This window comes from Streptomyces sp. NPDC101194 (assembly GCF_044767885.1).
Classification (GTDB): Bacteria; Actinomycetota; Actinomycetes; order Streptomycetales; family Streptomycetaceae; genus Streptomyces.
Genome location: NZ_JBIWOS010000002.1, coordinates 380,357 through 392,185, shown reverse-complemented (window position 1 = coordinate 392,185; position 11,829 = coordinate 380,357). Strand labels below are relative to the sequence as shown.

The 11,829-nt window shown below is 72.1% G+C and carries 9 protein-coding genes; 6 read left to right on the top strand and 3 right to left on the bottom strand.

Translation table 11 applies throughout. The features are described from left to right. The first annotated feature begins 26 nt into the window (after positions 1 to 26). Both ACIRP2_RS08450 and ACIRP2_RS08445 read left to right on the top strand, forming a co-directional pair. The gene (locus tag ACIRP2_RS08450) at positions 27 to 2,999 is read left to right on the top strand and encodes an AfsR/SARP family transcriptional regulator (protein WP_404247852.1); all 2,973 of its coding nucleotides are present in this window, start codon (positions 27 to 29) and stop codon (positions 2,997 to 2,999) included. A gap of 195 nt (positions 3,000 to 3,194) precedes the next feature. Next, on the top strand, positions 3,195 to 3,413 hold the full coding sequence (locus ACIRP2_RS08445) for a hypothetical protein (protein ID WP_404247850.1): 219 nt from the start codon (positions 3,195 to 3,197) through the stop codon (positions 3,411 to 3,413). A gap of 349 nt (positions 3,414 to 3,762) precedes the next feature. Here ACIRP2_RS08445 and ACIRP2_RS08440 read toward each other — a convergent pair whose 3' ends face one another. After that, positions 3,763 to 5,325, bottom strand: a complete 1,563-nt coding sequence (locus ACIRP2_RS08440) for a FadD3 family acyl-CoA ligase (RefSeq protein WP_404247848.1) — start codon at positions 5,323 to 5,325, stop codon at positions 3,763 to 3,765. Between the two features lie 92 nt (positions 5,326 to 5,417). Between ACIRP2_RS08440 and ACIRP2_RS08435 the strand changes: the two genes are divergently transcribed. The 3 genes from ACIRP2_RS08435 to ACIRP2_RS08425 are packed head-to-tail and all read left to right on the top strand — an operon-like array spanning position 5,418 to position 7,808. Next, entirely contained in the window at positions 5,418 to 6,566 is a 1,149-nt protein-coding gene (locus ACIRP2_RS08435) for a lipid-transfer protein (RefSeq protein ID WP_404249396.1), read from the top strand. 9 nt (positions 6,567 to 6,575) lie between these two features. After that, on the top strand, positions 6,576 to 7,028 hold the full coding sequence (locus ACIRP2_RS08430; protein WP_404247846.1) for a Zn-ribbon domain-containing OB-fold protein: 453 nt from the start codon (positions 6,576 to 6,578) through the stop codon (positions 7,026 to 7,028). Between the two features lie 6 nt (positions 7,029 to 7,034). Continuing rightward, positions 7,035 to 7,808 (top strand): enoyl-CoA hydratase/isomerase family protein, encoded by a 774-nt coding sequence (locus tag ACIRP2_RS08425; protein ID WP_404247844.1) that lies wholly within the window; start codon positions 7,035 to 7,037, stop codon positions 7,806 to 7,808. Between the two features lie 77 nt (positions 7,809 to 7,885). On the opposite strand, the gene ACIRP2_RS08420 is transcribed toward ACIRP2_RS08425, so the two are convergent. Next, entirely contained in the window at positions 7,886 to 8,425 is a 540-nt protein-coding gene (locus ACIRP2_RS08420) for a hypothetical protein (RefSeq protein ID WP_404247842.1), read from the bottom strand. A gap of 159 nt (positions 8,426 to 8,584) precedes the next feature. Here ACIRP2_RS08420 and ACIRP2_RS08415 point away from each other — a divergent pair, with 159 nt between their 5' ends. Further along, positions 8,585 to 9,283, top strand: coding sequence for a hypothetical protein (locus ACIRP2_RS08415; RefSeq protein WP_404247840.1), 699 nt, complete (start codon positions 8,585 to 8,587; stop codon positions 9,281 to 9,283). A 51-nt stretch (positions 9,284 to 9,334) separates the two neighbouring features. Here ACIRP2_RS08415 and ACIRP2_RS08410 read toward each other — a convergent pair whose 3' ends face one another. After that, complete coding sequence (locus ACIRP2_RS08410; RefSeq protein ID WP_404247838.1) at positions 9,335 to 11,695, bottom strand: PQQ-binding-like beta-propeller repeat protein; 2,361 nt, start codon at positions 11,693 to 11,695, stop codon at positions 9,335 to 9,337. Between the last annotated feature and the right edge of the window lie 134 nt (positions 11,696 to 11,829).

Here is an 11,829-nt window from a genome sequence, read left to right as displayed (position 1 = left end):
CGGGGCGAGCAGGACAGGGGGCATCAATGGACCGTGACGACCACGGGCCACGCGTGCGTGTTCCGGGGCAGCGGGCTCCGCGGCAGCAGTCGGCCGACGGCACCGATCTGCGCTTCTCCGTGCTCGGCCCGGTACGGGCCTGGCGGGGTGGCGAGGCACTGCCGTCCGGTTCGCCTCAGCAGCGCGCTCTGTTGACCGCACTGCTCCTGCGCGACGGCCGCACGGCCACGGCCTCCGAACTCATCGACGCCATCTGGGGTGAGGACCCGCCCTCGCAGGCGCTCGCCGCCGTACGCACGTACGCCTCCCGGCTCCGCAAGGTCCTCGACCCGCAGACGTTGGTCAGCGCCGCCGGCGGTTACGCGATCCGGACCCGGAACGACGCCCTCGACCTCACCGTCGCACAGGAGTTGGTGGCCGAGGCGGAGAAGGCTCGCGCCGGCGGCGACCGCGCCCAGGCCCGCAGTCTCTTCAGCAAGGCGCTCGGCCTGTGGGACGGCGAGACCCTGGCCTCCGTGCCCGGCCCGTACGCCGAGAACCAGCGCACCCGGCTGGAGGAGTGGCGGCTCCAGCTCACCGAGACGCGGCTCGACCTGGACCTGGAGGTCGGCTGCCACGCGGAGGCGGTCTCCGAACTGACCGCGCTCACCGCGGCGCACCCGCTGCGCGAGCGGCTGCGCGAACTCCTCATGATCGCCCTGTACCGCAGCGGCCGTCAGGCGGAAGCTCTCGCCGTGTACGCCGACACCCGTCGGCTGCTCGCCGACGAACTCGGCGTCGACCCGCGCCCCGAGCTCTCCCAGCTCCAGCAACGCATCCTGCAGGCCGACGAGGAACTGGCCCGCCCGGCCGACGAACCGGCGCCGGCCGCCGCACCGGTGCGTCCCGCCCAGCTCCCGGCCACCGTGCCGGACTTCACCGGCCGCACCTCCTTCGTACGGGAGCTGGGCGACCGGCTGGCGACGGCCGAGGGTTCGGTCATGGCCGTGTCGGCCCTCGCGGGCATCGGCGGTGTCGGCAAGACGACCCTCGCCGTGCACGTCGCCCACCAAGCACGGCAGTACTTCCCGGACGGCCAGCTGTACGTGGACCTCCAGGGCGCCGGTGCCCGCGCCGCCGAACCGGAGACGGTCCTCGGCGCGTTCCTGCGCGCGCTCGGCACGGCGGACTCGGCGATCCCCGACTCCCTGGACGAACGCGCCGCCCTCTACCGGTCCACGCTCGACGGCCGCCGCATCCTGGTGCTCCTGGACAACGCCCATGACGCGGCCCAGATCCGACCGCTGCTCCCCGGCACCGCGGGCTGCGCGGCCCTGGTCACCAGCCGCGTCCGCATGGTCGACCTGGCCGGCGCCCACCTGGTCGACCTGGACGTGATGTCCCCGGAGGAGGCGCTCCAGCTCTTCACCCGCATCGTGGGCGAGGAACGCATCAACTCCGAGCGCGAGGCGGCCCTCGATGTGGTCGCCGCCTGTGGCTTCCTCCCCCTGGCCATCCGCATCGCCGCCTCCCGCCTGGCCTCTCGCCGCACGTGGACGGTCTCCGTCCTGGCCGCCAAACTCGCGGACGAGCGACGCCGTCTGGACGAGCTCCAGGCCGGCGACCTCGCGGTGAAGGCCACCTTCGAACTCGGCTACGGCCAGCTGGAACCGGCTCAGGCCCGCGCGTTCCGCCTGCTGGGCCTGGCTGACGGCCCGGACATCTCCCTGGCGGCGGCGGCAGCCCTGCTCGACCTGGACGTGCACACGGCGGAGGACCTGCTGGAGGCCCTGGTCGACACCAGCCTCCTGGAGTCGGCGGCACCGGGCAGGTACCGGTACCACGACCTGGTGCGCCTCTACGCGCGTTCCTGCGCGGAACGGGACGAGCAGGATCCGGTGGAGCGGGAGTTGGCGCTGTCGCGACTGCTGGACTTCTATCTCGCGACGGCGGCGGGGGTGTATGCGCTGGAGCGGCCGGGGGATCGCACGGTCAGCCACCTGGAGCCCACCGGATACAAGGGCCTCTCGTTCACCCAGCACGAACGCGCGCTCGACTGGCTCTACTCGGAGGCCAATTCGCTGCTGGCGTGTGCCCAGCAGTCGGCCGCTGCCGGAACCATCCGTCGCAGCGTGGATCTGCTCCTGGCGTCGAAGGACCTCGCGGAATCGGGTGCCAACTCCCGCCAGTTCGAGTCCGTGGCCACCCTTGTGAGGGATGCCGCCGCCGCTGCGGGTGACCCGCGCTCCGAGGCTCGGGCACGGACGACACTCGCTCAGGTGCACAGCACCGCCGGCCGTTTCGACCAGGCTGACGACGAAGCGCGCAGGGCCATGCAGCTCGCTCCGTCGACGGACGACGTATGGACCCACTGCAACGCCCCGAACGAACTCGGGATCATCGCCGGATACCGTAACCGGCTCGACGAGGCCGAGGCCCTTCTCCAGCAGACCATCGCCGCGTTCCGGGCCGATGACAATCAGCCGGGTGAAGCCAGCGCTCTGTGCAACCTGTCCCGGGTCCATCTGGCCATAGGACACACCACGAGCGCGGTGGAACTCGCCAGCGAGGGCGTCGCTCTCTACAACCGCATGGGGCTCACACTGCGGCTGGCCAATGGACGCTACGCACTGGGCCTCGCGCTGGCTCGGGCCGGTCGACAGCACGAGGCCCAGGAACGGCTGTCCGAAGCGCTCACCGTCTTCCGTGACAGCCGACAGAGGCTGTGGGAAGGCATGACCCTCTTCCGTCTGGCTGAGGTCCATCTCGACGCGGGGCGGTCCGCCCAGGCCGCCGGCCTCGCCGAGCAGGCATTGACGGTGCTGCTGCATGTGGGCGGTGAGTGGCGTCGAGCCAACGTGCTGACCGTGTTGGGCCAGGCCCTCCAAGGCATAGGACAGGTGGACCGGGCGAAAGCCTGCTGGCGGGAGGCGCTTTCGGTCTTCGACCAGTCGGCGGCTCCCGAGGCCGCCGCGGTTCGGCGACTGCTCGACCCCGCCCCGATGGGCAACGGGACCTGACGGACGTTCATCATTCGTTTATCGCGCCCAGGCACTCTCGTACCTGTCGATGCGTCGCGTCGGGGGGCAGACGAGTCGACAGTGGGAACCGCGCACTAAGGTGAACGGCTCTGAACAGCCCGTCCGGCAGCCCACGGGGGAGCAGCCGGGCGGGCTTGGCCGCCTATCCATGCAGCAAATAATGGAGTTCACGACATGAGCGACGACAAGAAGATCAAGGTGCCGAAGCAGACGTCCGGTACAACGGGTGACTCCAAGCCCGAGGACAGCCACATGACCGGCGAGCCCGAGATCAAGCCGCTGGACAGCCACATGACCATCGAGCCCAAGGTCAAGCCGCTGGACAGCCACATGACCGGCGAGCCCGAGATCAAGCCGCTGGACAGCCACATGACGGGGGCGGATCCGCGCTAGGACTGCAATCGAAGGGGGTACGGGGGAGCGGCCGCGGCGGCGCGGAGGGGGAGCCGTCGCGGCCGCTGTTTCATGTCTGGATCTCCGAGCACCCCTCACCGCGTATGCGATGGGGGTCTCGGGCCGCACGCCGGTGCGACTCCGCGCCCGCATCCCGCTCGTCGAGCCGGCCTCGCTTCTCACACCGACGTACCCGATGGCGGCATGTCGCGCGCTCTCCCGTCCCGTGCGACATGGACAGCCAGGAGCACCACGACAGCAGGATCGGCGTCCGTGAGCGACAACCACCTCGTCGAATCCGCACACGGCCCGGGGCTTGCGGTCCGGAGCCCCGGCCCGCCGTGAGCCGTCAGGCCCCCGCCCGCCCCCGCAGCTCGCCCTTCAGCACCTTCCCGCTCGCGTTGCGGGGCAGTTCGCTCACGAACTCCACCGCCCTCGGGACCTTGTAGTTCGCCATCTCCCGCCTGGACCAGGCGATCAGGTCGTCCGCCGTCAGCGTCGCGCCCGGCCTGCGTACCGCGTACGCCTTGCCGACCTCGCCCAGGCGGGGGTCCGGGACGCCGATCACCGCCACGTCGGCCACGTCCGGGTGCAGGCCGAGGAGTTGTTCGATCTCCGCCGGGTACGCGTTGAAGCCGCCGACGATGAACATGTCCTTGATCCGGTCGGTGATCCGGAGGTTTCCGTTCTCGTCGAGGACGCCGACGTCCCCGGTGTGGAGCCAGCCGTCGGAGGTGATCGCGGCGGCCGTGGTCTCCGGGTCCTCGAAGTAGCCCCCCATCACGTTGAATCCGCGGACCAGCACCTCGCCGGGGGTGCCGGGGGCGGCCATGACTCGGATCTCCGTGCCCGGGATCGCCCGGCCCGATGTCGAGGCGATCGTCTCCGCCGGGTCACCGCGCCGGCACATGGTGACGATGCCGCTCGCCTCGGAGAGGCCGTACGCGGTGAGGACCGTCGCGATGCCGAGCTCCGTGCGCAGGCGTTCCACCAGCCGCAGGGGCACCACCGCCGCGCCCGTCACGACCAGGCGGAGGGCGGAGAGGTCGTGGGCGCCTCGCGCCGGGTGGTCCAGGAGGGACTGGTGGAGGGTGGGCGGGCCCGGCAGGACCGAGATGCGCTCGGCGGCGATGTTGGCCAGGACCGTGTCCACGTTGAACACCGGCTGCGGGACCATCGTGGCGCCCCGCATCAGGCACGCGATGATCCCCGCCTTGTAGCCGAAGGTGTGGAAGAACGGGTTCACGATCAGATAGCGGTCGCCCTCGCGCAGGTCCGCCAGTTCGCTCCAGATCGCGTAGCAGCGCAGGGTCTGGGCGTGGGTGATGACGGCGCCCTTGGGCCGGCCCGTGGTGCCCGAGGTGTAGATGATGTCGGAGGGGGCGGAGGGGGCGATGGTGGCCGCTCGGGCACGTACCGCCTCCGGCGTCACCCCCTCCCCCGCCGCCAGGAAGTCCTTCCAGGTGACGTAGTCGTCGGGGGCGCTGTCCGCCAGCACCACCACCTGTTCCAGGTGCGGGAGCGGTACGTCGGCCCGGCGCAGGGATGCCACGTACGACGTGCCGAGGAAGGTGCCCGTGACGAAGAGCAGCTTCGCCCGGCTGCGTTCCAGGATGTACGCCGCCTCGGTGCCCTTGAACCGGGTGTTGAGGGGGACGAGCACCGCTCCGGCCGTCACGGCGCCGAGTGCGGAGACGATCCAGTCCAGGGTGTTCGGGGCCCAGACCGCCACCCGGTCGCCCGGCTCGACCCCCGAGGCCATGCACGCGGCGGCGGCGCGTTCGACGCGATGGCCGAGTTCGGCGTACGAGATCCGGGTGCGGCCCTCGACGACCGCCTCCCGGTCCGCGTACCGTCGCGCCGCGGTCCGTATCAGCTTCGGGATGCTGCCCCATTCCTCGTCGCCGCGCATCGCTCGCCCTCTCTGACGCAGTAGCTGACTATCCGTCAGATTAGCTGTAGCCTCAGCCGCTGTCAGCAGTGACGACGGCCTCGGAGGTGGCGGTGGCGGCGCTCAAGGACGTGACAGCGATAGCCGGCATAGGGCAGACGGCCTTCGCCAGACAACTGCCCGAATCCGAGAAGACTCTGGCCTGCCGGGCCATCGTCGCGGCGCTCGACGACGCGGGCATCGCCGCCTCGGAGGTGGATGCCTTCGCCTCGTACACGATGGAGGAGACCGACGAGGTCGAGGTCGCCAAGGCCATCGGCGCGGGCGATGTGACCTTCTTCAGCAAGGTGGGATTCGGGGGCGGCGGCTCGTGCGCGACGATCGCGCATCTCGCCGCCGCCGTGGCGACCGGGCAGGCGAGCGTCGGTGTCGCCTGGCGGTCGCGGAAGCGGGGGTCGGGGCCCCGGCCCTGGAAGAACACCGCCGTGCAACTGCCCACCCCCGCCCAGTGGACCCGTCCGTACGGGCTGCTGCGGCCGGCCGACGAGATCGGAATGCTGGCCCGGCGGTACATGCACGAGTACGGGGCGACCCGCGACCATCTCTTCAACATCGCCCTCGCCTGCCGCAACCGCGCCAACCAGAACCCGGACGCGGTGATGTACGAGCGACCGCTGACCCGCGACATGTATATGACCTCGCGCTGGATCAGCGAGCCGCTCTGTCTGTTCGACAACTGCCTGGAGACGGACGGCGCGCTGGCCTGCGTCATCGTCTCGGCGGAGCGGGCCCGCGACTGCCGGCAGAAGCCCGTCTACATCCACTCCGTCGCCCAGGGGCTGCCCGCCCAGCACCACGGGATGGTCAATTACTGGAACGACGACCCGCTCACCGGGCCCGCCTGGACGGCCGCCCGGCAGCTGTGGAAGCAGGCCGACTTCGGCCCGGACGACGTGGATGTCGCACAGATCTATGACGCGTTCACCCCGCTCATTCCGCTCTCCCTGGAGGGCTACGGCTTCTGCGGGCGCGGCGAGGGCGCCGCGTTCACCGAGGGCGGGGCACTGGAGAGCGGCGGGCGGCTGCCCATCAACACCGGGGGCGGCGGGCTCAGCGAGGCGTACGTCCACGGCTTCAACCTCATCAACGAGGGTGTGAAACAGCTGCGGGGCGTCTCCACCGCCCAGGTCCCGGGCGCGGGGACCTGCCTGGTCACCGCAGGTGAGGGCGTGCCCACCTCCGCCGTACTGCTGAGGAGTTGAGGAGCTGACATGGGTGCTGACACGGATGCCCTGCTGATGCCCGTCGTCGACGAGGACGGCGCCCCCTTCTGGGAGTACGCGGCCCGCGGCGAACTGCGCGTCCAGGCGTGCGCCGCCCCGGAGTGCGGGAGGCTCCGTTTCCCGCCCCGGCCGTGCTGCCCGCACTGCCAGTCCTTCGCGAGCGAGTGGCGGGCGATGAGCGGACGCGGTCGCGTCTGGTCGTACGTGCTGCCGCATCCCCCGCTGCTGCCCGCATACGCCGCACAGGCCCCGTACAACGCCGTGGTGGTCGAGCTGGCCGACGCCCCCGAGATCCGGTTGGTCGGGAACGTGGTGAGCGGTCCGGACGCCCCGCTGGACTCGGTCGATCCGGCGCGGCTGCGGATCGGGGCGTCGGTACGGGCCGTGTTCTGCCCGGACGCCTCCGGGGTGACCCTGGTGCGCTGGCTGCTGGAGCGGTGAGCGGCGATGGCCCTGCGGACGGAGACGGACAAGGAGACCGGGGTCGCGCTCGTCACCCTGGACAGGCCCGAGAAGCACAATGCGATCGATCTGACGACGGCCGCCGAACTGACCGCCGCCTGGGAGGCGTTCCGCTTCGACGACGGGGTGCGGGCCGTCGTCGTCACCGGGGCGGGCGGCCGGGCCTTCTGCACGGGGATCGACCGGGGCGTGGAGGTGCCGCAGCCCTCGTCCCCGTACACGATCGACGATCCGCTGATCGCGATCGGACCCAAGGCGAACGACCTGTGGAAGCCCGTGATCGCGGCCGTGGAGGGGATGGCCTGCGGCGGGGCGTTCTATCTGCTGGGCGAGGCGGAGTTCGTCATCGCGTCGAAGGAGGCGACGTTCTTCGATCCGCACACGACGTACGGCATGGTCAGCGCGTACGAGGCGATCTCCATGGCGCAGCGGATGCCGTTCGGGGAGGTGGCCCGGATGTCCCTGATGGGCACGGCCGAACGGATCTCGGCCCAACGGGCCTACGAGACCGGGCTGGTCAGTGAGGTGACGGCGCCGGGCGGCGCGGTGGCGGCGGCGCTGCGGGCGGCGGGAGTGATCGCCTCGTACCCGACGGAGGCGGTGCAGGGGACGGTACGGGCGGTGTGGTCCGCGAAGGAGGCGGCCAGGGCGCAGGCCATGGCCCACGCCCCGCACCTGATCGCGCTCGGGAACCTGCCGCCGGAGCGGCAGGCCGAGTTGTTCCAGGGTCGGGGCGGCAACGGATTCCGGACCCGTTGAGACGGTGGGTCGATGGTGCGGCCGGGCTGCGGGGCGGTGCGGCCCGCGGAGCCGGCGAGGGCGGTGGGGCGGGTGGGTCAGTAGCTGAGCTGGGCCTCGACCCGGCAGTTCTTCACCCGGGAGACCTTGCGCGGACTGTCCATCCGCACGGGGACGGTCCTGGTCTCGCCGCCGTCGACGGAGACCTTCGTCTCCCCGGTGTCCACGGTGTTGCCCCGCGCGTCGAGGAACGTCACATCGACTTCGTAGGTGTGTGAGCCGGCCGTGTTCGCCGTGAGCCTGACGGTGGAGGAGGTGACGGCCTTGCGTGTGCCCTTGCGGGGCTGGGCGCAGCGGAAGACGTACGCCCGGGGCTCGTCCGAGGCGTCGGCGCTCGGCGTCGGCGCTTCGTAACCGGTGTCACCGGAGGAGCCGCTCGACGAACCGTAGTCGTCGTGGTCGCTGCCGTGGTAGCCGCCGTTGCTCTTCTTGGAGTTGGAGCAGCCGCCGCCGCTGCTGCTGCTGCTCGACCCCTTGCTCTTGCTGCCGCGGCCGCCGTGGCTGGAGGTCGAGAAGCCGGTGAGTGCGAGTACCACCACGACCAGTACCGCGGAAAGCCTTATGTGCTGCCGCATCATCGATGCAGCCCCCCTTGTGTTGTTGTCCGATTCTGCTGTTGCCGAACGACCGCGCGACACCGTAGCGCAAGGTGCGGCAGGCAGGGGCCAGGCGTAGCGTCGAGGCGGAGAGCGGTGCCGATACGTGACACCGGCCCGCGCACACGCAGGAGGCCGACGATGGTCCGCAACGTCCTCGGCTCGGTCCTCGCTCTCGTAGGAGCGGCGGCCGCCGTGCTGAGCCCCTTCCGAGACTGGTACGACGGCCGTCCGGGGCGTCATTACCGGATCGACGAACTGTTCACCGGGATCACCGGCAGCCGGCCCGGACCGCTGGGCTCGATCCTGGTGGCCTTCCTCTTCGCCGCTCTGCTGACCGTGGTGGGGGTGGTGCTGCGGTCGCGGCTGCTGGTGGCGGCCGCGGGCGTGGTGGTGCTCGGGTTCACCGTGCTGTGGATGGTGCGCCAGGGGGAGTCGGTGGGCAGTCTGACCGTCTCGGGCAACGGCTCCGGACTGCAGTGGGGGGTGGCGGGCGCCCTGGGCGGCGGGGTGCTGCTGCTGTTGGGTGCGGCGTTGATGTCGGGGCGGCGCGGCGGTGGGCGCCGGATCGCGCGCGAGGACGGCGACCGGCCGTATGCCGCGCCCGGCTCGCAGAACCCGGACACCTGGCCGCCGACGCAGGAGCCGGGACCTTCCGTGCAGACGAGTCCCCTGCCGGAACCGGAGCCGGACCTGTACACGGGGCCCCCTCCGGGAGCCCGCCGTCCGGGCCCGCAGACCCCCGCGCGCCCCGGGACCGGCCCGGAGGACCGGGACACGGCCCCGCACCCCGTCGCACCGGACGAAGGCTCCGATCCGCACCGGCCCCCGCACCCCTGAGGTCCGGTGCCACCGAGGCCCTGAGGGTCGGGCCCCCGTGGCGCCCAGGCGCTACGTCCGGGCCCGGTTGCCCGTGCCCGTTCCCTTCAGCGCGTCCAGCGCGTACACGCAACGGTCCTTGCTGCAGGCGTACACGACACCGCCCCGCGCCACCGGCGAACCCGTGATCTCGCCGCCCGTCGCCAGCTTCCAGCGGAGTTGACCGCCCGCCGCGTCCAGGGTGTACAGGACGTGGTCGGCGGAGCCGAAGTGGACCCGGCCGTCGGCGACCACCGGGGCACCGACCACCTCGCCGCCCGCCGCGAACCGCCATTTCGGGGTGCCGGTGACCGCGTCGAGCGTGTACAGCGCGCTGCCGCTGCCGACGTGGACGTTCCCGCCCGTCACCAGGACCGGCTCCGACGACTGCCGGGCCTCCGTGGCGATGCGCCAGCGGTCCTTGCCCGTCGAGGCGTCGATCGCGTACACCGTGCCGAGGTAGTCGGCGAGGTACACGCCGCCGCCGGCGACCGCGGGCCCCGGTGCGAACGTGGGCGGCGAGAGGAAGACCGCGGGCGACTCGAAATGCCAGCGCACATGGCCGGACACGGCGTCGACGGCCAGGACCCGGGCCCCCGCACTGACGTACACGAAGCCGTCCGACGCCGCGGTCACCCGGACCGGCACCCCGCCGCAGGAGGCCGCGTCGCCGATCGGGTACGACCAGCGCTCGATGCCGGAACGGGCGTCGACGGCGCGCAGCCGGGCGTCCTGCCAGAGGTAGACCGTGCCGTCGTGGACGAAGGGCCCGGCCTCCGCCGTCTCGAAGTCGGTCTGTACGCCGCCGCTCTCCCACAGTTTCTCGCCCGTGGACGCCTCCCACGCCTGGACGCCACCGCCCCGGGTACCGGTGACGACGGTGCCTCGGTCCGCCTTGAGGGAGTACACCCAGGCGTCCGTCTGCAGCCGCCACCGCTCGGCACCGGTCGCCGCGTCCAGGGCGTACAGCGACGGCCCGTCGGAGGCGTGGATGCGGCCGCCCTCCACCGCCATCACCCAGGCCACGTCCCGGGTCTTGAACTGGCGGCGCCCGTTGCCCACGTCCAGGGCGTGCACCTCGAACGAGGTGACGTAGAGCAGGTCCCCGGCGACGACGGGCGTCCCCCAGACGTCGTTGGACATCCGGAAGCGCCAGGGCCGCCAGCGGTCCGGGGCCGCCGGCCCGACCTCGGGGGCGTGCGTGGGCGCCGGCAGCGGGGCGGCGGGCACCGCGCCGTTCGTCCCGGCGGGCGGGCGCACCCAGCCGGTCGCGGGGCCGGCGTCCGCGGTGGCCGTGGCGGTGGCCCGGACGTCCTGGGCACGCGGGCCGGGGCCGATGGGCACCTTCGCGCCGGCCAGCCGTACCGGACCGCCCCCGTCGGGCAGCTGCGCGGCCGGGGAACGCAGGTCGCCGCCGCTGCGCCAAGCGGTGTCCCGGTCGGCGCCCGGCGGCTGCGGGGGCGGCGGCGGGACCGGTGCGGGGGCGGCGGGCTTGCGGCCTCCGCCGCGGCGCTGCTCGATCATCGCGGTGGCGGAGGTCGGCAACCAGGCGGAGGCCGTACCGCTGTCGTCGCCGCCGGAGGCGAAGAGGTGCGGGGCGAGCTGGGCCTGCAGATCGGCCGGGGTGGGCCGCAGCCCGGCGTCCATCTGCATGCAGGACTCGATCAGCGGCCGGAGCTCGTCGGGCAGGCCCTCCAGATCGGGGCCCTCGCGCAGCAGCATGAAGACGGTCTCGACGGGGTTGGCACCGTGGAACGGCGCATGCCCGGTGGCGGCGAAGACCAGCGTCGAGCCGAGCGAGAAGACGTCGCTGGCGCCGGTGACGCTGCGGGAGTCCCGCGCCTGCTCGGGCGACATGTAGGCCGGCGTGCCGACGGCGACGTTCGTCATGGTCAGCCGGGTGTTGGAGACCCCGGACGCGATCCCGAAGTCGATCACCCGCGGGCCGTCCTCGACGACGAGCACGTTCGACGGCTTCATGTCGCGGTGGACGAGCCCCGCACCGTGGATCGACTGCAGCGCCTCGGCGATACCGGCGGCCAGCCAGCGCACCGCCTGGACCGGCATGGGCCCGCACTCGGTCACTATCTCTTCGAGCGAGGGGGCGGGCACATAGGCGGTGGCCAGCCACGGCACCGCGGCCCGCGGGTCGGCGTCCACCACCGCGGCCGTGTAGAAGCCGCTGACGGCCCGAGCGGCCTCCACCTCACGCGTGAAGCGGACCCGGAACAGCTGGTCCTCGGCAAGTTCCGTGCGTACCGTCTTGATCGCCACCCGCCGGCCCGAAGCCGAGCGGGCGAGATAGACCAGCCCCATGCCACCGGCCCCGAGCCGTCCCAGCACCTCGAACGGGCCGATCCGCCTCGGGTCGTGCTGCGTCAGCTGCTCCACCACTTGCCCTGCCACCTCCCCGTACGGGCCTCAGGAACAGAAGCCCGCGAAAACCCGCCCTGTGCGGCGTCTCACCACTGGGCACCACCCGGCGGTGCGCACCCCGATTGTTCCTGGCTGAGGCCCTGGTTGCGAAC